This window comes from Synechococcus sp. WH 5701 (genome assembly GCF_000153045.1).
GTDB lineage: Bacteria > Cyanobacteriota > Cyanobacteriia > PCC-6307 > Cyanobiaceae > Regnicoccus_A > Regnicoccus_A antarcticus.
In genome coordinates, this window is record NZ_CH724159.1 from 151,205 (window position 1) to 171,734 (window position 20,530).

Consider the following 20,530-nt stretch of genomic DNA (forward strand, 5'->3'; position numbering starts at 1 on the left):
TATTCCGCGTTGATAGCGAAAGACCCTTGTGCCACTCCTCAGTACTTTCTGCTTCATTAACTTCTGGTATCCTCTGCTGGAACGGGATTTTCATGACAGGTCCTCCACAAACTCCGAGCAGGTAGTGCCGCTAGTGATCAACAGACAATCCCGGGCGCGGGTGCAGGCCACGTAGAGCAGGTGGCGTTCGGTGGCCACCACCTCATCGAGGTCGCTGTCATCGGTGATGGCCTTGATGCGCTCGGCGTTGGGGATCACGTCTTCATCGCAGGCCATAACGATCACGGCGCGGAACTCCAGCCCTTTGGCCAGGTGCATGGTGGAGAGGGTGGCCTTGCTCCCGAGGCGTATGGCCGCGGGCTGCAGTCGCTCATAGGGCAACTCGGCTAGCTGTAGAGCCGCTTCGGCGCGGGGGATCTCAGCCTCGCTGCGCACGAAGATGCCGAACTCCCTGGGGGTGAGGCCTTCGCTGCGGCGCTGCTCGATCCAGGCCGCCACCTGCTCGGTTTCGCTGTCGATGTCCTCGCATTCCCGGATGTCGGGCTCCGGACCGTTAAACACGGAAATGGCACCGCGTCGGTCCTGCACGTTGCCATCCACGTCGCGGGACTCCGGATCGAGCAGCTGATCGGCTTGGCTGCGGATCTGGTGAGAGGTGCGGTAGTTGATGCGCAGCGTGCGCGAGCGGCCTCGGATATCAACGCCGTACTGGGTCCAGGAGAAGGGCTGCTGGAAGATGCGCTGGCCCAGATCCCCCGCGAAGAACAGGGCATCTGTGCCGGTCCCCGCCAGGGCTGCCAGGAGACGGAGCTGGGCGGCGGTGATGTCCTGGCATTCGTCAACCACGATGTGCTGATAGGGGCGGCCGCCACTGCGATGGAGCTGCTCTGCGGTGCGATGGAAGACCTGATGGGGTGTGACCTGGCCTGAGCTCTCCAGCTCCTGGAGGACAGCGGCAAAACCATCCCAGAGCAGGCGGCGCTTGGCCTCGTTGAGGCGGCTCTTGCGGCCGAGGCGGCGCACATCGCGGTAGCTGTCCCAGTCGCGCAGACCGAAAGAATCAACGATCTCGTTGAACTCCTCCACCACGAAGCCCTCGCCATAGACGCGGCAGATCTCCGCCGGCGCGTGCCTGTGAATCAAGGCGCGAAGGTCCTCGGGCGCGATGAGCCGCGGTTGGCCGAGCTGGGCGGTGTGCATCCGCTCGCCCAGCTCCTGCATGGCCATCACATCCAGCCGCTCGAGCAGATGTGGCTCCCCCTGAATGAGGCGATGGAGCTTGTCCTGCAGCAGGGCCGCCAGTGGATCAGAGAAGGTGGTGAGCAACACTCGCACTTCAGGGTTGCTGCGAGCCAGGTGCACCGCCCGGTGCAGGGCCACCACAGTTTTTCCGGTGCCGGCAGAACCCTGCACGCGAGTGGGGCCATTGAACGAGCGGCTCACCCAGTCGGCCTGGCTGGGGTGGAGGAAGACGATCCACCGCTCCCATGGGTAGTCCAACGCCCTGGCGAGTTCTTCAGTTCCGGTGAGCACCCGGAAGCGGCGCTGGGCATCGGGATGCTCGAAGGGATTGCTTTGGTCTGGCTGCCTGACCTCTGGCTTTGTGGGTGTGGTGCCAGTCGCAAGATCAATGATCGCTTCGGCAGCCTCACCAGGGAGATGGGAGGCGATCACCAGCAGCATGTCGTCGTCCGCTGTGCGGACATCAGGGATCCATTCCGCGGGAACCCCGTAGCTGAGCAGGTCTTCTTCCGTGAGGTTGGAAAGCGGCCGCTTGGGCTCAGGTGGCGCTGCTGGCTCGGCAGGGACATGGACGCGGATCTGGATCTCGCGAACCGTTTCGCGGATCTCGACGATCTGAGCTGCGCCGGTGACGGGATGGGTTTCGATCTTGCGCCGGGAAGCCCAGTCGTAGGCAGGGTCGTGATGGTCGACGTAGCAGAGCATCACGCTGCTCTCGACCCTGTGGAAGATCAACCGGATGTCTCGGCTGGCACGGGCAGACCAGAAGTTCTTGTCTTTGATGTTGTCGAGACGATGGCACTGCAAGCCTGGATTGGCAGGGTTGATCTGCAGTTCGAAAGCGGCGAGCTTGGCCGCCTTTTGTTCATCACCGCCGAGTCTGTCAAGACTTGCCTGAAATGAGTCGGCGAGCAGAAAAGACATTTAAGACTTCCTCGGAGTCAACATAAAGAAAGTACCGCGTACAGATGAATGTTCATTTGACCTTGCAACCAGCCGCTGCCCGTACAATGTTCGCACAGGCCTCGGCATCTGAAAGTGCGTTGTGATGCTCGAGGTGCAAGCCAAGGTAGGCACAGACGCTGGGCAGATTGGCTGGTCTCAACTGCCAAGTCTGCCGAGCAAGCTTGACCGTACAAAGGTAGGGCGCACCTGGTGGCACAATTCTGTAGGTATCACAGCAGGCCCTCATGACACTGCTGTCAAAACTTGCGTTGTGGGCAGCGATGAAGCTGATCCCTTCGAAAAGCGGCCTGAATTCATGCCACAGCTCCTTGAATGTCGGCTCGCTCTTCACGTCACCCCAGGTGATGCCATGTATATCTGTAAACATAAAGTGGGGCGAAGGGGGCCTGATAAGTCGGTACGTACGAGAGACGACTTTGAGTGATTCGACGCGAATGATCGCAAGTGAGCAGACACTATCACGAGAATAGTTGGCAGTTTCAAAATCCAGCGCGACAAATGAGCTAGAATTCGAGATTGCTGGTAACTGACTTGCTGTCGTTCCCGATGATCGCCGTGGAGAGGACCTTCCCACTTCCTGACGGTTTGGGTCCAAACCAGCCTGGAGCAATACAGATTCAGCTCTTCTCAGAAAGAGCCGTTCCTCTCTGTCCAGATTGGCGCCACCCCAGCGTTGCTTGTATTCACGCAGAGCAAGAAACTGACTGACATCCGATGCTGACCAGCCATGAGACTGCAATCGCTTGACCTCTTCTGAATGAGGTTCCGTCATATCCCGAGTGTGGCAGAGCTGAGAAGAAGTAAGGAAAAGAGTGGCTGTCGAGGCGAAGCTGATAGAGGCTGACAGGATGGCAGTGGCATATTCTTGATGACCAGACTAAAACTCAATCCCAAAACTGCTGGAGTCAATCTCAAGCGAGAGAGAGGGTGCGTTTACGGATTCAACATGCTTGATTTCGAGATCGACAAGTTGCTCCGGCATTTCTTGAAGAAAATAAGCAGAGCCCTTCGGTATCCGCTGATAGGTGGCAATGAGGGCTTTAGAGAGATTGAGTTCGGTCTTAGCCCTCGTGAGAGCGACGTAGAGACACCGCCTCTCCTCTTCGAACTCGTCTTGACTTTTGGTGTAGGACGGCGGATAGTGACCTACCTGCAGAGCTGGAACATAAACGATATCTGACTCAAGCCCTTTTGCTGAATGGATGGTCGATACAATCACATAATCAGTATTTGAATCACCACCACGCTGAAAGCCCTCAGTAAATGGGTTCAATGCATAGCTCTCGAGAAATGTGGATATGCTATCTTCGCGTTCAGCGAGGGCTTGAAGAATCGGCACATCAGCTTTTCTGCTGGGCCATTCATCACGATAGAGTTTGCTGAACTCGTCTTCGAGAATAGCCGTGATTTCGCCAATAAGATTTGCCATATTAGCTGAGATCTTCTGTGCAATCGTTTGCATAGCAGAAGCTGGCCGACGGAACTTCGGATCAGATGCCTTAAGCAGGTCGATTCGTTCGGCTAGAGCATTTAGATCAGCAAACCTGTTAACTATTTCTGATGCGCCTTCGCCGCCAATTCCTGGAAATACCTGAAGGTAGCGCAGCCAAGCGATATCATCTACAGGATTATGCAGAATCCGAAGAGTTGAGACAATATCGCGGACATGTCGCGCTTGCAAAAACGAGAAGCCGCCATAGTAGGTTACGGGAATCTTTCTCTTGGCCAAAGCCGAATCTAGAGCCTTGCGCCAGACTGACGATCGAAACATAATGAGGTTGCTGCGGTATGGAATCCCTCTCCCGTGATCCTCCGAAATCTTATCTGCAATAAATTCAGCTTCTTCAAAAGGATCTGAGAAAATCCGCATGTTGGGCTTGCCACCCTCCAGCTCAGACCAGAGCTCCTTGTCATAGTTGATTGAACTGTCCTTAAGGAGCCAGTTGGAGATACCCAAAAACTCACTAGGAGAGCGATAGTTCTGAGTCAGAGTCAGCTTCTCTGAATTTGGTACAAGCTCAGTGAAGTCGTGAATGAAACGGTAGTCTGAACCACGAAAAGCGTAGATTGCTTGGGCATCATCACCTACACAGAAAAGACTGGTATGCTTTACTAACGGCTGCAGCAGCCTCCACTGGAGCGGGTTTGTGTCCTGCATCTCATCAACCAGAACGGCATCATAAGAGTTCCCAATAGTACTGGCTACTGCTGGATTCTCTAGATTTCTTGCAACAACATCTAGAACGTCATCTAGATCCAAAAGGTTTTGGCGACGTTTCGCCGCCTGGTAGTCAATGAAGATCTGCTTGATCTGCTCGTAAAAGGGCTTGTGCTTCGGTAGATATTGATCAAGGTAATCACCAAGCTTCTTGGACGAGTTTCGGCAGAAGGAGTAAATAGAGCGCAGCTCTGGCGCCTTGGGAAATTCCTTAGGCCTCTTGCCACGGAACATGCTCATCATGTCCTTCTGATCTTCAGGGTCAATGATCGTGTATGACCCATCAGCGTCATTCGAAATAATCCTCGAACACCATGAGTGGAATGTGGATGCATTGACCCGTTTCCCGATATCGCTGCCTGCATAGAAAGCAATACGGCTCACAAGTTCAGCAGCAGCCTTGCGCGTAAACGTGATAGCCAGAATGCGCTCAGGTGGAGTGCCATTTTCGAGCAGATGGCAGATCCGTGCGACCATCGTTTTGGTTTTGCCCGTGCCTGCCCCTGCAACGACGACGAGATGTGGCGCAGTTGATGTGACAGCTGCCAACTGCTCCGGATTAAGTCCCTCCTTGTAGTTCTGCATGATCAGACCCGATTTGATCGATCACCTACCCGATACACCTTCATCACCTCATCCCCGAGGTGGTTGATCACCTTCACAGCAATGCGGCCGGTTGTGGGCTTGGCGAAAGGAACGGAGGTGTCGCTGTTGAGTGACTCCCAGGCTTCCTGATCGATCTCGGCCTTGAGGGAAGTTTTGAGGCTCTTGTAGGGATCATTCTGACCAAGGAAATAGGCTTGGCGCACGAAGAAGCTCTCGCCGTTGTAGTCGCTGTCAATGAACCAGCAGGCGATGTTGTCTGGTTCGTCGCTACGAACTTCACCGGTGGAGGGATCGAAGACGTCCACGCCGTTGATCTTCACCTGGATCTGGTCATCAGGTGCATCGAGAATATCGATGTCGGGTTCGCCGAAGATAACGAACAGATTGCCCTTGCCGCTGTTGGCTAGATCCTGCTGCATGTGCAGATCGGCGTTCATGCGGGCCTTGAGCACGGGAATCGGGCCGAGCTTGTCGAACTCGGTGGACTGGGCTTCGTAGTTGAAGGCGCAGCTGATCAACACGTTGAAGCCGGCATCAGCGCACTCCCGAGCAGCCTCCACCAGATCCACACGCGTGACAGTGCCGAACTCTGGACCGATGAAGATGCCGGCGGTTTTGAGGGTGCCATCGGCATCGCGGTAGCTGCCCTTGCCAGCAAGCAATTCGCCGGGCCATCCATCCAGGGATTCGAAGCTGATGCGGTCTTGCTTGTGGGCCTGTTGCACCCCGGCCACACGCAGGGTGTTGAGGATCATTTGGGCAAAGTCCGTGGCCCCCTCGGCTGTGGCCCCATGCTTCAGGGGGTCTGTGATGGTGTCGTCATCATTGACGATCATCGTGCGGTGGGGGCTCAGGCTCTCCACCGTGAATGGACCAGCGACGCGGACCTTCGATTTATCTTCGTAAGGTTTGTCGTAGAGGTATTCGGAATCGGCTTTCGCGGCGATGGAGGCATCAATCTCCTTTTGCCGTGCGATACGGGCATCCCACCAGTTGGCATGAAGGGTGATGGCCTGATCAGACCAGGTGGACTGGGTCTCGCGGGGGATCTCCCACTCCTGCCAGACCGTGCCAAGTGCCGTGTTTAGTTGTTCGCGCAGGGGCTCTAGCGTCGATTTCCACTTCTCCCAGATCGTGTCGATCTCGGTGTTATTGGCGATTGATTTCAGCGTGATGTGGGGAACACGCTCATAAACAAAACCTTGGCGGATGTTACGCGATACAGGATCAGCACTTGGCATTGAGCAAGTCAACTCAGCTTCCTTCAGCTTTCCTTCTGAAGAATCGGCCAACAGATAGTAAGGATAACGAGCACCCATGATTCGCGCACGAGCCAATGCAAGTGCGACACGAGATGTGTCAATCGTGATCCATCGTCGTCCCCATTGCTCTGCAACAGTTGCAGTGGTGCCAGATCCACATGTGGGATCTAGTATAAGATCGCCTGGATCAGATGCCATAAGAATGCATCTCTGGATAACGGCTGGAGCGGTTTGAACTACATAGACTTTGTCAGGGCTACCAGCAACATCAGTCCAAAGGTTTGACACTTCATAGGCCGGAAAGTCATCAAGAAAACGCTTGTATCGGAGAGTTGCCTTCCCCGCCCCTACACGAAGCGATTTAATGAGCCTGGCGAACCCCTCTTCCCCTGTTTTCCAGTAGCCAGACCTAGGCTTCCACTCCTTCCCCTGAAATACTACCGGAAATGAACCAGGAGGCCGATTAGAGACAAGTGACGTCCATTGATAATTCCGTCCATCTTCGTCCTTTTGGTCGTAGCGAGCCCCGGAACCATGTCCGATTCCGGCAGCCTTATCGCGATAAGGCTGCCTATATTTTAGATCTTGAACAGACTTTGCATACCAAAGGCAAATGTCAGCCACACTGGACAAATAACGCGCGCTTTGACCACCTGTTTTCTGGATAACAATCTCGCAAACAATGTTTTGATATCCAAACACTTCGTCCATCAAGGCTCTGGCACGATGAACGTTTTCATCCCCGATCTGGAGGAAGATAGAGCCCGAGTCGGAAAGGAGGTCCCGAGCCGCGACTAACCTGTCCCTTAGGGAACCTCTGATCAAGACGCCTTAATCCGAATAATCTAGTCTCATTCTCATCAATGAGACGATACTGAGCAGATTTAGCCCACTTTTCGCTCAGAGAAGCCCTTGAAAAGACTTCAGGCAGTTCCCACCATTCGTTTTGGCTTGATTTCTGGATGATTATCGGTCTTTAGACACACTATACCCTTGCTTTACGCTGAATCAGGTATCCGTTCCCGTACCATCCAGAGGTTTGCCAGGGCAAAGAGCAACTTCAGCTTGAGGTCGTTCTTGCGGATACCTCTGTAGAAGACCTTCCGGAAGCCGAACTGACATTTGATGATTCGAAAGGGATGTTCCACTTTGGCGCGGAAGTGGGCTTTCGCCGTCTCAATCAGATCAAGAAGCCTGCCCTCAGGTGTCTCTGGAAGCACTCTGCGCTGGCCGGGCTTCATCGCAATCCTGAACTCAGCCTCGCAGTCCTGGAAGTCGTTTCGTTTCTCGATGCCGATGTGGCCGGCATCGCCGTAGATGAGGCGTTCATCCCCATGGAGCCGTTCAGCTGCTGTGTTCAGCTCATGAACATTGGCGGCGGTGCTCTCAACAGAGTGGACCAGGCCAGATGCGGCATCAACTCCGATGTGGCAGCGCATTCCAAAGAACCACTGCTTGCCCTTGGCCACTGAGTGCATGTCAGGATCCCTCTCCTTGGCCTTGTTCTTGGTGGAGCTGGGGGCATTGATTATCGTGGCATCAAGGATCGTTCCTTCCCTCAGCATCACTCCTCTCTCGCTAAGCATCTGGTTCACACCCTCAAGAATCTGCTCCGCGATCCGGTGCTCTTCCAGCAGATGGCGAAAGTTGAGAATCGTCGTCTCATCAGGGATCCGGCCATCCATCGTCTCGATCCCTGCGAAGCGGCGGAAGCAGGGCGTATCGATCAGCATCTCCTCCATCAATGGATCTGAAAGCGTGAACCACTGCTGCAGCAGATGGATCCGCAGCATCACCTCCAAAGGAATCGGCGGACGACCTCCTTTGCTGGAGGGCTTGTGATACACGGGCTCAATCAAGGCCAGAAACGCTTCCCAGGGAACCGTGGCCTCCATCTCATCCAAGAAGCGCTGGCGGCGCGTCCTCTTTTTGGCGTAGATCTGCTCGTAGTCCGTGAAGCCCAGCTGGAGAGGGTCGGCCATCCGTTCCAGTCTCAGTCTTGGATCTGGACTGATTTTAGCGGGTTTTTCAGGGGTTCCTTAAGGAGACTCTGGAAAACCCGAGCCATCCGCGCGAAAATATCCCTGTAATCGCAGGCGCGGACTGGGTTCATGGGCAGCAAGCAGCTCGGATTCGGTGATTACGAGCAGACCACGGCCAAGAAGCGCACGAGGCGCGAGCGTTTTTTGGCCGAAATGGAGAAGGTGGTGCCGTGGAAAGCGCTGATTGATCTGATCGAGCCCTACTACCCCAAGACCAGCCCCAAGGGTGGTCGCCCGCCCTATCCGCTGGCAACCATGCTGCGAATCCATCTTCTGCAGCAGTGGTACGACCTCAGCGATCCAGCGATGGAGGATACGCTGATCGAGGTGCCGACGATGCGCCGGTTTGCAGGGATCGACATGATCAGCGACCGGATCCCTGATGAGACCACCATTCTCGCGTTCCGGCACTTGCTGGAGAAGAACGATCTCGGCAAACAGATCTTTGAGGTGGTCAAAGCCCACCTCAAGGCCAACGGCATGGCGATGAAGCAGGGCACGATCATTGATGCCACTTTGATCGCGGCGCCCAGCTCCACCAAAAATAAGAAGAAGGAGAGGGATCCGGAGATGCACCAGACCTGCAAGGGCAAGCAGTGGTACTTCGGGATGAAAGTCCACATCGGCGTGGATAGCGAGAACGGCCTCATCCACTCAGTGGAAACCACAGCTGCCAATGTGCACGACCTAACCCCAGCCTCTGATCTCCTGCACGGCGAGGAGACCCTGGTCTATGCAGATGCCGGCTACCAGGGAATCGAGAAGCGAGACGAGATGCAAGGCCGCGGGATCGGCTTCCGCGTCGCCATGCGACCCGGAAGGCGCCGAGTGCTGCCGGATACGCCGGAGGGTCGACTGGATGATCTGGTCGAAACTGCCAAAGCGCATATCCGCGCCAAAGGAGAGCATCCGTTTCGGGTGATCAAACAGCAGTTCGGCTTTCAGAAGACCCGGCTGCGGGGAATGCTCAAGAACCGCTGCAAAGTGAATGTGCTGGTAGCCCTCTCGAACCTGTTCATGGCACGTCGCAGGTTGCTATGCAGTACGTGATCAGGGGATCAGTGTGCCTGTCGAGGGAAAGAATCGGCCAACATGGGCACATTTTGGCACCCGAAAGGGGGATATCAGGCCAAGCCAACCTCAGATCCGCCAAAAATTGTTCATTCCGAGCAAATTGCATCCTTGGCCCCTCTTTCAGGGCTCGTTGCCCAGAGGCTCCTTAATCCCAGATGAGCAGGTTCTGACCCCAGACGACGACTACACGTGGCTGCATGAACAAGTTCAGGCTCTTGACTCTCGTGAGCGGCACTTGCTTCAACTACGTTATGGCGAGGAGAAGAACCGTTCTTACTCAGAGGTAGCCGGCTGCATGGGGATGACCAAGGAGTGTGCGCAGAGCCTTGAACGACGAGCGCTGCGCAAGCTGCGACGTCGACTCACGCCCGTGCTCAATCCTCGTGGGGCTTGATCTCTATTCAGCCAATCCACCGAACCCATTGATCAAGGCAAAGGGGTGCTGCACATCTGCCGCCGATCCGGCCTACCATGTTGCTTGCATCTGTCAATGGCCTGACTAGACAGGGGTATGGCTCTGCTGCAGCCAGCACCGTTAACGAAGGCCTGACATGAAACTCTTCAGACATCCATGCTCTCCTTGGGCATACTGCTGCGCTGTTGATGGTTCAGCCGCCGGTAATGGCATTCTCTGCTGGCCCCTCCCTGCCCCCCATTCCAATCGGAACCATGAGCTAAGCCATCAAAGCCACGGCCAAGAACGCTGAAGCCAAGCTTCAATCGGCCATGGACGAAGTCAAGCAAGGCCAGGCCGCCGCGATCTCCTTCCGGCATCAATCTGCACGTAGTCCGTAAATCCCTGCTGGAAGGGGCGGCCTATCCGATACAGACTCAGTATTGGAACTGGATGGACTCTAGCGGGTTCTTCAGATGGTATCTGATCCCATTCTTCACTTGGTTATCATCACATCAACACCGGGCGTTCGCCGCCGCACCATGACGCCGGTGTCGTGCTCGCTGCGATGCAGCTGCAGGTCGATCTCCTCCTCGCCGAGCCGCAGCCCGTTGACTTCAAGCAGGTTGATGCCCTTCGGGAGCACCGGCTTCCGGAACAGCACCTCCACCCGGTCCGTCTCGGCGTCGCGTCCGATGCCCATTCCGGTGATCGCTTCCAGCAAACCGAACACCGAGCCGCTGGCCCAGGCTTGGGGGCTGCAAGCCACCGGGTAGAGGGTGGGGTCTTCGTCGTCGCGACGCGGGAATCCGCAGAACAACTCGGGCAGCCGGTACTGCGGCAGCGCCCGGGCCGTGTCGAACAAGCCAGTGAGGATTCGCATCGCCTCTGGCATGTGGCCGTAGCGGGCCAGGCCCATGGCGATCAAAGCGTTGTCGTGGGGCCAGACCGAGCCGTTGTGGTAACTCATCGGGTTGTAACGGACCTCTCGTTCATCGAGAGTGCGCACGCCCCAGCCGTTGAAGCTGGTGGGCGCAAGCAGCTGGCGGGCCACCGACGCCGCCGCGTCGCGACTGGCGATGCCGGTCCAGAGGCAGTGGCCTGCGTTGGAGGTGCGCACGGCACAGGGTGTGCCCTCGCCGTCGAGTGCCAGGGCATAGGTACCGATGGCATCGCACCAGAAAGCCGAATGGAAGCGGCGGCGCAGCTGATGGGCTTCCTCGCGCAACTGCTCGGCTTGGGCGGTACGTCCGAAGCGATGCTCAATGCCTGCCATGGCGCGGCGGGCCCCGTAGGCATAGGCCTGTACCTCGCAAAGGGCAATCGAACCCTCGGCCAGACGACCGTCTGCGTGGTGGATGGCATCGTCGGAATCCTTCCACCCCTGGTTGCGAAGGCCGCCCTGGGCGGCGCACTGGTAGCGCAGGAATCCGTCCTGGCTACGCGCTTCGGCGGCCCTGATCCAGGCCAGGGCCAGCTCCAGCGCCGGCCGCAGGTGGTCAATGAACGACTTGTCATCGCTGCGCAGGAGATAGTCGCCCGCCAGGATCAGGAACAGGGGCGTGGCATCCACGGAGCCGTAGTACCGGGCGAATGGCACCTCCCCCAGGGCCGCCATTTCGCCCAGACGGGCTTCATGCAGGATCTTTCCTGGTTCGGCATCGACCGTTGGGTCGATGTGGCTGGCTTGATGGTCCGCCAGGTAGCCGAGCACGCCGCGGGCCAGGCGCGGTTCCACCAGGAGCATCTGGCGGGCGGTGATCAGCCCATCACGGCCGAAGGGGCAGCTGAACCAGGGAACGCCGGCGTAGGGGTAGAGGCCGTGCTCGAGCTGGCTGGAGAGCAGATGCACATCCGACATGGAGCGGGCCACCCAGCAGTTGAACGCCTGGTTGTCGGTGGCGATGGAGGCCGCCTGGCGCTGGCTGTCGCGCAAACGCTCGTTCGTCGCCGCGAGTGCGGCATCGAAGGCCTCTTCAACCGCAACACGATCGTCGGCGGGATGGAAATCCAGCAGGAGATGGACGCGACGGGTGCAGCGAGGTTCCAGTTGCAGGATCAGATTGATGTGGGTTTCACCCACCTCCGCCGCCACACCTCCCACCCGCAGGAGCGTGCGGCGATCCTCCCCGTCGAGCCCGCCGTAAGCCACTTCCAGGACGTCCTGGGTGTGCTGGCGGACCGTGCGCCCGCGCCGCGAACGTTGGTGTCCGCGGATCTCGAAGATGTCGCGAAAATCGGCGTCGAAGCGCAGGGTCAACGGCAGCAAGACCGCACCGTTCAGATAACTGGTGAAATCGAGGGCCTGCAAACAGCTCGTGGGGGTCAGAACAGTGCTGCGCTTCAGGTGCACGGACCCGGGCGGGGGCGCACCGGGCCCGTCGATGTCGTTGCTGAGATGGCTCATGTGAAGCCCCATCTCCTCACTCTCGGCGGAGCTCAGCACGATCGGGGACTGATCCCAGAGCAGGAGTTCCAGGCGGCTCACATGGCGAGCGCCGCGGTGAAAGATGCCGGAATCGGGATGGGTCTCGGGGCAGATTTCACCCCGGCGATCGAGCATCGCAAAGGTTTCCCCATTCTTGAGAACGAACGGGGGGAGCAGATCATGCGGCATGAGAACACGCTGCAAGGAGCCTGGCCGGGGAGGGGCTGCGACGGGCCTCGATCTGGCGCTGGAAGAGACGTTCGTAGTCGGCCGCCTGCCGGGCGACTGTGAAACGCTGCTCGAAATCATGGCGAACCCGCCGGCGATCCAGTCGCTCGATCCCCCGTACCGCCGTCACGGCCTCCTCGATCGTTTCCACCAGCAGGCCGTTGAGGCCGGGCCGAATCACCTCGGGGGTGGAGCCGTTGCGCCAGGCAATCACGGGCGTACCGCAGGCGTTGGCTTCGATCATCACCAAGCCGAAGGGTTCGGGCCAGTCGATCGGGAACAGCAGAGCCAGGGCGTTGCCGAGCAGCTCCTGCTTGCCGGCATCATCGACCTCCCCAATGAACTCGACCAGTGGATTTTCACGCAACAGAGGTTCAATGGTGGCGTGGAAATAGTCCAGATCAACGGCATCGATCTTGGCGGCTACCTTGAGGGGCAGGCCCAGAGCGGTGGCGATGGCGATGGCACGGTCAAGACGCTTCTCGGGTGAAATCCGCCCCACGAAGGCCAGGTATTCAGAGGGTGACGGCTGGAAGCGGTACAGATCTGTGGGCAGACCATGGTGAATGGTGCCGAGCCAGTGAGCCCCAGGCAGAGGCCCCCGCTGGGATTCCGAGATCGACACCAGGGGCACCGGATTGAAATCCCATTGGAGTTGGGCCATTTCCGGGCCCGTCAGGGGCCCGTGCAGGGTGTGGAGCTGCGCCACCGGCAGGCGGGCGATGCCGGGGTGGAGGCCATGGCCGGTATGGAAATGGACAATGTCGAAGCGATCGAGCTGAGCGATCACCTGATCAAGCTGGCGACCCTCTGGCACCCGTGGATCTCCCCGATAGCCGGCCGGCCTGAGGGCTCGTGGCACGCAGGGGAAGAGCTCGGCGCTGGTGAGGGAGTCACCGCTGGCAAACAGCACGACCTCATGACCACGGTTGACGAATTCTTCTGTGAGATAGTGAACAACTCGCTCCGTTCCGCCATATCGCAGCGGCGGTACGCTTTCAAAAAGTGGTGATATCTGGGCAATACGCATCGGTTTGCTCTTAAAGGATTAACTGGCAGCCCACCCCTATGGGCGCCCAGAATGCACATCTGCGGTCACCGAGGTGGCGCAGCAGGGGTTGGCAGCAATCTGCTCTTATTTGAAACGTAGGCAGGAAACAGTGGCGATGCGTCGAGAAAGGTGAATTACTGACACAGAACACAAGCTCACGGGATCAGGGCAGCACAGTTGAGCTAGCTACAGCGTTGACCGTTATGTTGCCGTAGATAAGGGGCACATCTGCAGCAGTCAAACAACAGTTTCAGGCCCATAGTGAAAGGAGAGGGGCTATGGCGTGACATGCGAACGGATTTGCTCTGGCAGCAATCTGGCCGTTCCATAGGCTCTGGCATTGATCTCACACCCTTGCGGACCTGATCATGAACAATCTCCAGTTCAAAGGTGAATGGCATGAATTGAAAGGGAAGCTCAGGCAGAAGTTCGCCGATCTCACCGATGACGACTTGGCCTACACCGAGGGTCAGGAAGAGGAATTGCTTGGCCATCTGCAGAAGAAGCTTGGCAAGAGCCAAGAAGAGATCACCCAGCTGATCAACACTCCTTAGGAGCTCTGTCGTGCTGAACTACGCCATAACCTTTTTGGTCATTGCGATCGTCGCTGCCGTCCTCGGCTTCAGTGGTATCGCCGGATCAGCTGCGAGCATCGCCCAGATCCTGTTTCTTGTGTTTCTCGTGCTTGCCGTGATCTCTTTCCTCACCGGCCGGCGCAGTTCGATATGAATGGCTGCGTGAATCACGATGTTCTGACCGGATTATTGAGCAACATTGGGCATGCTGCATGGATTGCCATAGTTTTTTATCGCTAAACCTCGTTTCCCCCTCGCCATCGTCACCATGAATCACCAACTTCGTTTTCTGCGCCAACTGGCCGCCACTTGCCTTGGCCTGGCCTTCAGCCTGCTCGTGTTGATCGCCACGCCGGCCTTGAGCGCTCCCGCCCAGGCCTCAGGAGCCTTCACGCTCAGCACCTCCCGCTTGCCCCTGGCCGCCACCGCAGGCCGCGTCAAGGCCGGCGCCAAGGACTTCGAGGGCAAGACCCAGGAATCGATTGGCAACATCACTGGCAACCAGGGAGATCGCCTTGCCGGCAAGGCGAAGCAAGCCGAGGCCAAAGTCCGGAATGCCGTCGAAGACGTCAAGGACAAGGCCGGAATGGGCTGAGCCAGGCCGCGCCGCTTCCATCTAGAAGCCATTATTGGCTTTGGTTTTCGATGAGTTGTGTTCTCCCCAGGACCGTGTCCACAGTTCTGGCCAGTTTCGCTCTCGCCATTCCAGCCCTCGCTGGTGTATTTTGTTCGAGACAGCTGGGACGCCAACACCTACCTTCCCTACTATCGCAAGCATCACCCCAGTAGCCAAAATCACGGCGAGAGCGGTAGGCCTGGCAACAGTGGTCATGCTCCAGGCCAAAACAAGTAGCTGGTCTTGAAACCTCTTACTGGCGGCGCCTAAGGAGTTCACTGAACAACCAGACCGCCTCTGCGAAAATGGGACGACGCCCCAGTCGTGATACGAGGTCAACAGGAGCGCAGCGGCTCTCTGTACTCCTGCGTGCCGATTCGAGGAGGGTATCCCGGCCCTCCACCCGTTGCGCAGGTTCCAGAAGCTGGCGAATCAGGCCCCCGATCGACTCGATCCCACCATTGGTGAGCTGTACGCCTCAGATGGCCGATCGTCCGTGCCACCAAAGCAGTTGCTGCTGCCCTCGTTTGGCCTTTCGGCCGAACGTGACGACACATTCAGCAAGCGGTTTGGTCCAGGCCTCCCGCTGCTTGATTCTGGACTCTGTTCGTCGTCAACGGTGCTGATCGGCGCCACGCTGGCGATGGCCGCAGACCTCGATCAGACCATGCCCCCCGCCCCTTCCGATTCCGGAGACTCCCAGCACCCGGCAGTCGGGATTCAACGCCAGCCTCACCGGCGCCAGCACGAGCATCGGCCCGGCTCGGCCGCCGCCTTCCGCTGGAGCGTGATCCTCAACAGTGCTCTCTCAGGCCTGCAGCTGGTGATCGGTGTGGCCTTCGGCTCTTTGGCGCTGATCGGTGACGCCGTACACAACATCGGTGATGTGGCCGGGCTGCTGTTCGGCTGGGGTGCTGAGCGGTTGAGCTCCCGGCCGGCCACGCTCCGCTTCACCTATGGCTTCGGGCGCAGCACCCAGCTGGCGTCGCTGGTGAATGCGGTGCTGATTCTGATGGCGGCCGCTGTGGTGATCGTGGAGGGTTTCCAGCGGCTTCTTCATCCGGTGGCGGTGGCGAGCACGCCGGTGGCCTGGGCAGCGGCGGCGGGAATCGTCGTGAACCTGCTTTCGGCGCGCCTGTTCGGCGACGACCACAGCCATGACCTCAACCGCCGCGCCGCGGTGGTGCATCTGCTCACGGACGCGGCCGTGTCGGCGGCGGTGCTGATCAGCGCCGTGCTGGTGGGGATCACCGGCTGGCCCTGGCTGGATCCGCTCACCGCACTCGGTGTGGGCCTTGTGGTGGCCTGGAGTGGCTGGGAGTTGTTGCGCGAGGCCCTGGTGGTGGCCCTCGATGCGGTGCCGCGCGGCATCGACATCGCCCAGGTGGATGGCGCCCTGCGTTCCCTGCCCCAGGTGGTGGATGTGCATCATCTGCACGTCTGGGCGATGAGTACCTCCCAGAACGCCCTCACCGCCCATGTCATCCGAGAGCCTGGCGCCGCGGATGACATGGAACTGCTGCATGAGGCCAAGCGCCGCCTGGCGCAGATCGGGATCTCCCACAGCACCCTGCAGCTGGAGCCACCGCCCTGACGTGCGCTCAGATGTGATACATCAGGGTCGGTTGGTTCCTGGCCCTGGTGTCCTCCAGCAGCTGCTTCAGGGTCAGGGCCGCCAGGACTCTGGCGCGGGCCTGCTCCAGTTTCTGCTCCAGGGCCGTGAGAACCAGGAAGGCCGTGGTGGAACGCTTGCCATCGGGACACGCTCCCCCTGCCTTGCCCTCCAGGCAGGCAAGCACCTCCGCCACCGTAATCAGTTCCGGTGATCTGGCCAGCTGGTAGCCGCCGCGGGGACCACGCAGGCTGTGCACCAGTCCGCTGCGCCGCAGGCTGGTGAGCATCTGCTCGAGATAACGCTCGGGAATCCCCTGGCGGCGGGCGATTTCACCGGCCTGGAGCACGCCGCCTCCTGAATACACCTCGGCCAGCTCGATCAGGGCCACCAGTCCGTACTCCGTTTTGGTGCTGAAACTCACGGATCACCGGATGCCTGGATCCATTGTGACAAGGGATCCACGGTTTCTGCGTGGGGTTTGCGGGAGGCGTTGGCACCTGGGGGCTCACAGCGGCGTGCGCGGCGCTGGGCTGGGGAACAGGGAGAGGAATCCCTCGCGGCGCAGGTCTTCCGCCTCGGCGGTGGCATTCCAGAGCGATTCGAAATAGAAGAACGTCACCCCCATCCCTTTCTGGCGGGCGGTCTGCACCTGAGCCTGAATCAGCTGCATCGGCGCGGGCTTGGTGCGCAGCCCCGTCATCACCCCGATCGCGGTGGGGATCTTCTTGCGCGTTTCCGCCAGCTCGGGGCGCGCCACCTCGGCCGCGAAGCTGGCCACATCCGGCCGGTAGAGCTGCACGATCAGTTCATCAACGATGCCGCGACGCACCCAGCCCAGCCAGTCCTGCAGTTGCAGCTTGTAGGCGAAGTCGTAGTAGTTGGGGGAGACGGAAAAGATCGACTTCGGTTTTCTGGCGTTCACGGCCTTGTGCAGTTGAGCCATGAAGGCCGTGATCTTGTCGGCGCGCCACTTGATCCAGGACTGATCCATCGGATTGCTCGGCACGGCACGCCCTGTCTCCTTGGCGTACAGCGCTTTGGTGTAGCTGTCGTAGCCAAACTCATTGGGCAGACTCATGTGGTCATCGAATTGGATGCCATCACCGTCGTAGTTGCCCACCACCTCCAGCACCAGCTCGGTGATGAATTGCTGCACCTCCGGTCTGAATGGATTGAGCCAGACCACTTCTCCGGCAGCGCTGATCGAGGTGCGGCTGCCGTCCTGCCGCTCGGTGAGCCAGCTGGGGTGTTGCAGAGCCAGCTCCGAAAACGGTGGCGCCATGAAGCCAAATTCGAACCAGGGGATCACGAGCATGCCTTTGGCATGTCCCTCGCTGATGACGTCCGCCACGATGTCCTGGCCTTCCAGTCCCTTGTATGAAAACGACTGAATCTTGCGCGCGCGGGTCACCTCACTGGTGTGAATGGCGTAGCCGGAATTCCAGACCACCGGATAGACGGTGTTGAAGTGCATGTCCTTCAACTGGTCCATCGCCGCTCGCAACTTGGTGCGATCGCGCATGGTGGTCATGTCATTGGTGGTCATCCAGACCCCCCGGATCTCGGCGCGGGCGCCCTGGGCGGCACTCGGCGCGTTCAGCGCGGGAACCATGACCAGCAGCAAGCTGCAGAGCATCAGAACCGGCAGCAGCCAACGCGTTCGTTTCATGGCGGCGGTCGGATCAGAGGCAGCCCGACCCTAGCGGTGGTTTCCGAAGGGCTCCAGCGACCGTGCTGGGGGCGTTCAGGGAACGGAGGGGGCGGGATTCGAACCCGCGGAAGGTTTCCCTTCGCCGGTTTTCAAGACCGGAGCCATCAACCACTCGACCACCCCTCCAGGGGCCTGCCATCAGCCCATAGGGCCGCTGGCATCGACAGTTTCCCATGGAACCCTGGCCGTGGCCGCTGCCGTTGGGACGGGCTCAGCGAAAGGGTGGTGACCACAGCAGTCCGCCGGCGTGCCGGAGCCGGTTGCGGCCCCGCTCCAGCCGCAGCGGCGAACCGGGTCCGAGGTTGCGCTCGTAGATCTCCCCGACGTGGCCCCCGGCGCGGATCGCCCCGGGGGCCGTGCGGACCCAGGTGTCGAGGTTGTCCAGGCGGCCAGGTGAGCTCCGTGGTGGTGCCGCTGACCACGCAGATCGAGCGACCGCGCAGTTGAGCGAGATCGCCGTAGCCGCTGGCGGCTGCCACCAGAAGGCCCTGGCCGTCGTGAACGACGATCGGCGCGAAGCACAGACCATTGGAGCCGCCAACGCGTGGCAGAGATCCAGGGCAAAGCCGCTGCAGCGGCCCGACGGTTCCACCAGGCTGAAGCCGGGCATGGTCCCTTCCACGCCGCAGTTGAGATACCCGCGCCGGCGGATCGCGCTGATGGTGGGGAAGATCACCGCGGGGTTGCTGCCAGAAGCGTGCCCACAGCGGCCATGGCGATGTCGGATCGGCGGGCGGAGCCAGGCTTGGATCGCTGTACGTTCTTGGGAGCCAGTTCGGATGCCATGGGATCAGCCCCCGACTCAGCGGTGGAGGCCCTGATGCAACGGCTGGAGCAGGATCCAGCGCTGACCATGACCTCCAGCAGATCCTGATTGACCTCACCGATCTGCCCGGCCCCGCCTGAGATGGCCCTGAGCTGGGGCGCGCGCACCTATGTGATGGGCGTGATCAATGTCACGCCCGATTCCTTCAGCGACGGCGGTCGCTTTGAGCGGCCCGAGGCGGCGCTGCGCCAGGCCCGGCGGATGCTCCGCCAGGGGGCGGATCTGCTCGATCTCGGCGGCCAGAGCACCCGGCCGGGGGCGGTGGAGATCGACGCTGAAGAAGAACAGGCGCGGGTGCTGCCGGCTCTGGCCCTGATCCGCTCCGCCTGCGCCGATGTCGCCAGCCCCCTGTTCTCGATCGACACCTTTCGCGCGCCGGTGGCGGCAGCCGCCCTGGCGGCCGGTGCCCACTGGATCAACGATGTGAGTGCGGGCCGCCGCGATCCCGAGATCCTCTCGGTGGTGGCCGACTTCGGCTGTCCCTATGTGCTGATGCACAGCCGCGGCGACAGCGGCAGCATGGATGATCTGGCCACTTACACCGATGTGTTGGCCGAGGTGCGTGAGGAGTTGCTCCGTTCCACCGAAACAGCCCTGGCGGCCGGTGTGTGCGCCCGGCAGCTGATCTGGGATCCGGGCCTGGGCTTCGCCAAGACCACCGAACACAACCTGGCTCTGCTCCGGGGGTTGGCGGCGCTGCGGCGCGAGGGCTTTCCCCTGTTGGTGGGTCCCTCGCGCAAGCGGTTCATTGGTGCGGTGCTCAACGAACCCAGGCCAAGGGCGCGGCTCTGGGGAACAGCGGCTGTGTGCAGTGAAGCGATCGCGGCAGGTGCCGATGTGCTGCGGGTTCACGATGTGGGCCCGATCGTGCAGACGGCCCGGATGGTGGACGCGATCCGGCGCAGCTGAACGAACGCTGGCGATCTGGCGGGCAGGATTATGTGTCGCTGGGTTTCTGGATTTAACGAGATGCAGGACGGCAGGGCTAGAAGACGTGCGGATGATCCGGACGACCTACCTCCAGAAGTCCCCGGCTTCCAGCAACCGAAGGAGAGCGCTGCCCAACGACGGCGCCCCCAGGTGACCAGACTTTGCCGAGCTCCCGATGAACCCAAGGACAGATCAACCGGATGGCAGGACACCAGCACGGACCTCCAGGCTCAGGTTCCTGCTCCGCCCTCTGCCGATGATCGCCCTGGCCCTGAGTCTGCTGGTCGTCGGCCTCACTGCGTTCGCCCTGCCAGCCCAGGCGAGCTACTTCTGGTACGGAGGCATTACCGACGGACCCTTTTACCCTGGAGGAGGTTCCACGGGATACAGCGACATCACCTTCTGGTGGAGCAGCAGCAACGCTGACGACTACGACAGGTATCGACTGTGCTGGCGCCAGAAAAGCAATACCGAGGATGGCAAAGACCCCTGCGACTACGACAGCGTTGTGAGTACATTGCCCGAGGTGCAGTTCGATGCGCAGAATCAAACGATTCTGGCGAACACGACCTATAAATTCAGGTTGAAGGCCCACAAGCGTAGGAATGATAAATGGAAGACACTGACCTCCACGATCGTCAACCCCTGCTTCTGGGCTGGTGGCGGAGGGCCGGGTTCCTTGCATCTTTCCTGTAGCAACAATCCCAACGACTGAAGCGTTCAAGCCAGGGTTTGGTCTGCTGATG

The 20,530-nt window shown here is 59.5% G+C and carries 18 protein-coding genes, 1 tRNA gene and 1 pseudogene; 9 read left to right on the forward strand and 11 right to left on the reverse strand.

What is annotated here, in order from left to right; all coding sequences use genetic code 11:
* Positions 1-90: 90 nt before the first annotated feature.
* The 5 genes from WH5701_RS01655 to WH5701_RS01670 form a co-directional block, all read right to left on the reverse strand.
* A complete protein-coding gene (locus WH5701_RS01655) occupies positions 91-2,166 on the reverse strand; it encodes a 3'-5' exonuclease (RefSeq protein ID WP_006170154.1) in 2,076 nt (691 codons plus the stop codon).
* Between the two features lie 52 nt (positions 2,167-2,218).
* A complete protein-coding gene (locus WH5701_RS16505) occupies positions 2,219-2,980 on the reverse strand; it encodes a 3'-5' exonuclease (RefSeq protein ID WP_156776491.1) in 762 nt (253 codons plus the stop codon).
* A gap of 105 nt (positions 2,981-3,085) precedes the next feature.
* Positions 3,086-5,011 carry an ATP-dependent helicase gene (locus WH5701_RS01660; RefSeq protein WP_006170156.1) on the reverse strand — a complete coding sequence of 642 codons (1,926 nt, stop codon included), beginning with the start codon at positions 5,009-5,011 and terminating at the stop codon, positions 3,086-3,088.
* A 2-nt stretch (positions 5,012-5,013) separates the two neighbouring features.
* Positions 5,014-7,119: a site-specific DNA-methyltransferase gene (locus tag WH5701_RS16510; RefSeq protein ID WP_071934176.1), complete on the reverse strand. Its 2,106-nt coding sequence runs from the start codon at positions 7,117-7,119 to the stop codon at positions 5,014-5,016.
* Between the two features lie 173 nt (positions 7,120-7,292).
* Entirely contained in the window at positions 7,293-8,276 is a 984-nt protein-coding gene (locus WH5701_RS01670) for an IS5 family transposase (RefSeq protein ID WP_006170118.1), read from the reverse strand.
* A gap of 129 nt (positions 8,277-8,405) precedes the next feature.
* Here WH5701_RS01670 and WH5701_RS01675 point away from each other — a divergent pair, with 129 nt between their 5' ends.
* Positions 8,406-9,386 carry an IS5 family transposase gene (locus WH5701_RS01675; protein WP_006170153.1) on the forward strand — a complete coding sequence of 327 codons (981 nt, stop codon included), beginning with the start codon at positions 8,406-8,408 and terminating at the stop codon, positions 9,384-9,386.
* A 13-nt stretch (positions 9,387-9,399) separates the two neighbouring features.
* Positions 9,400-9,804 (forward strand): sigma factor-like helix-turn-helix DNA-binding protein, encoded by a 405-nt coding sequence (locus WH5701_RS18745; RefSeq protein WP_367279707.1) that lies wholly within the window; start codon positions 9,400-9,402, stop codon positions 9,802-9,804.
* 496 nt (positions 9,805-10,300) lie between these two features.
* Here WH5701_RS18745 and WH5701_RS01680 read toward each other — a convergent pair whose 3' ends face one another.
* The gene (locus WH5701_RS01680) at positions 10,301-12,421 is read right to left on the reverse strand and encodes a glycogen debranching N-terminal domain-containing protein (RefSeq protein ID WP_006170158.1); all 2,121 of its coding nucleotides are present in this window, start codon (positions 12,419-12,421) and stop codon (positions 10,301-10,303) included.
* Positions 12,411-13,490 carry a glycosyltransferase family 4 protein gene (locus WH5701_RS01685; protein WP_037979394.1) on the reverse strand — a complete coding sequence of 360 codons (1,080 nt, stop codon included), beginning with the start codon at positions 13,488-13,490 and terminating at the stop codon, positions 12,411-12,413. Before WH5701_RS01685 ends, WH5701_RS01680 begins: the two co-directional genes overlap by 11 nt.
* A 389-nt stretch (positions 13,491-13,879) precedes the next feature.
* Between WH5701_RS01685 and WH5701_RS01690 the strand changes: the two genes are divergently transcribed.
* The 5 genes and pseudogenes from WH5701_RS01690 (at position 13,880) to WH5701_RS01705 (ending at position 16,296) form a co-directional block, all read left to right on the forward strand.
* The gene (locus WH5701_RS01690) at positions 13,880-14,065 is read left to right on the forward strand and encodes a CsbD family protein (RefSeq protein ID WP_006170160.1); all 186 of its coding nucleotides are present in this window, start codon (positions 13,880-13,882) and stop codon (positions 14,063-14,065) included.
* Between the two features lie 10 nt (positions 14,066-14,075).
* Positions 14,076-14,240 (forward strand): DUF1328 domain-containing protein, encoded by a 165-nt coding sequence (locus WH5701_RS16520; protein ID WP_006170161.1) that lies wholly within the window; start codon positions 14,076-14,078, stop codon positions 14,238-14,240.
* Between the two features lie 114 nt (positions 14,241-14,354).
* A complete protein-coding gene (locus WH5701_RS18750) occupies positions 14,355-14,681 on the forward strand; it encodes a CsbD family protein (protein ID WP_006170162.1) in 327 nt (108 codons plus the stop codon).
* A 348-nt stretch (positions 14,682-15,029) separates the two neighbouring features.
* Positions 15,030-15,249: pseudogene (locus WH5701_RS18295) on the forward strand (IS5/IS1182 family transposase); the annotation flags it as partial.
* Positions 15,250-15,321: 72 nt separating this feature from the next.
* On the forward strand, positions 15,322-16,296 hold the full coding sequence (locus WH5701_RS01705; protein WP_232201829.1) for a cation diffusion facilitator family transporter: 975 nt from the start codon (positions 15,322-15,324) through the stop codon (positions 16,294-16,296).
* 7 nt (positions 16,297-16,303) lie between these two features.
* Here the strand turns inward: WH5701_RS01705 and WH5701_RS01710 are convergent, their stop codons facing one another.
* The 4 genes from WH5701_RS01710 to WH5701_RS01725 form a co-directional block, all read right to left on the reverse strand.
* Positions 16,304-16,738 carry an Rrf2 family transcriptional regulator gene (locus WH5701_RS01710; protein WP_006170164.1) on the reverse strand — a complete coding sequence of 145 codons (435 nt, stop codon included), beginning with the start codon at positions 16,736-16,738 and terminating at the stop codon, positions 16,304-16,306.
* Positions 16,739-16,822: 84 nt separating this feature from the next.
* Positions 16,823-17,986: a glycoside hydrolase family 10 protein gene (locus WH5701_RS01715; protein ID WP_006170165.1), complete on the reverse strand. Its 1,164-nt coding sequence runs from the start codon at positions 17,984-17,986 to the stop codon at positions 16,823-16,825.
* A gap of 83 nt (positions 17,987-18,069) precedes the next feature.
* Positions 18,070-18,154 (reverse strand) — tRNA-Ser (locus tag WH5701_RS01720).
* A gap of 85 nt (positions 18,155-18,239) precedes the next feature.
* Positions 18,240-18,704 carry a hypothetical protein gene (locus tag WH5701_RS01725; RefSeq protein ID WP_006170166.1) on the reverse strand — a complete coding sequence of 155 codons (465 nt, stop codon included), beginning with the start codon at positions 18,702-18,704 and terminating at the stop codon, positions 18,240-18,242.
* A 231-nt stretch (positions 18,705-18,935) separates the two neighbouring features.
* Between WH5701_RS01725 and folP the strand changes: the two genes are divergently transcribed.
* Both folP and WH5701_RS17910 read left to right on the forward strand, forming a co-directional pair.
* On the forward strand, positions 18,936-19,763 hold the full coding sequence (folP, locus tag WH5701_RS01735) for a dihydropteroate synthase (RefSeq protein ID WP_006170168.1): 828 nt from the start codon (positions 18,936-18,938) through the stop codon (positions 19,761-19,763).
* Positions 19,764-20,040: 277 nt separating this feature from the next.
* The gene (locus WH5701_RS17910; protein ID WP_006170169.1) at positions 20,041-20,499 is read left to right on the forward strand and encodes a hypothetical protein; all 459 of its coding nucleotides are present in this window, start codon (positions 20,041-20,043) and stop codon (positions 20,497-20,499) included.
* Positions 20,500-20,530 lie beyond the last annotated feature (31 nt).

Excerpts from the sequence above, each read along its gene's own strand:
- WH5701_RS01655 (WP_006170154.1), bottom strand. The coding sequence starts at position 2,166 with ATGTCTTTTCTGCTCGCCGACTCATTTCAGGCAAGTCTTGACAGACTC.
- WH5701_RS16505 (WP_156776491.1), bottom strand. The coding sequence starts at position 2,980 with ATGACGGAACCTCATTCAGAAGAGGTCAAGCGATTGCAGTCTCATGGC.
- WH5701_RS01660 (WP_006170156.1), bottom strand. The coding sequence starts at position 5,011 with ATGCAGAACTACAAGGAGGGACTTAATCCGGAGCAGTTGGCAGCTGTC.
- WH5701_RS01670 (WP_006170118.1), bottom strand. The coding sequence starts at position 8,276 with ATGGCCGACCCTCTCCAGCTGGGCTTCACGGACTACGAGCAGATCTAC.
- WH5701_RS01675 (WP_006170153.1), top strand. The coding sequence starts at position 8,406 with ATGGGCAGCAAGCAGCTCGGATTCGGTGATTACGAGCAGACCACGGCC.
- WH5701_RS01680 (WP_006170158.1), bottom strand. The coding sequence starts at position 12,421 with ATGCCGCATGATCTGCTCCCCCCGTTCGTTCTCAAGAATGGGGAAACC.
- WH5701_RS01685 (WP_037979394.1), bottom strand. The coding sequence starts at position 13,490 with ATGCGTATTGCCCAGATATCACCACTTTTTGAAAGCGTACCGCCGCTG.
- WH5701_RS01690 (WP_006170160.1), top strand. The coding sequence starts at position 13,880 with ATGAACAATCTCCAGTTCAAAGGTGAATGGCATGAATTGAAAGGGAAG.
- WH5701_RS18750 (WP_006170162.1), top strand. The coding sequence starts at position 14,355 with ATGAATCACCAACTTCGTTTTCTGCGCCAACTGGCCGCCACTTGCCTT.
- WH5701_RS01715 (WP_006170165.1), bottom strand. The coding sequence starts at position 17,986 with ATGAAACGAACGCGTTGGCTGCTGCCGGTTCTGATGCTCTGCAGCTTG.
- folP (WP_006170168.1), top strand. The coding sequence starts at position 18,936 with ATGGCCCTGAGCTGGGGCGCGCGCACCTATGTGATGGGCGTGATCAAT.
- WH5701_RS17910 (WP_006170169.1), top strand. The coding sequence starts at position 20,041 with ATGATCGCCCTGGCCCTGAGTCTGCTGGTCGTCGGCCTCACTGCGTTC.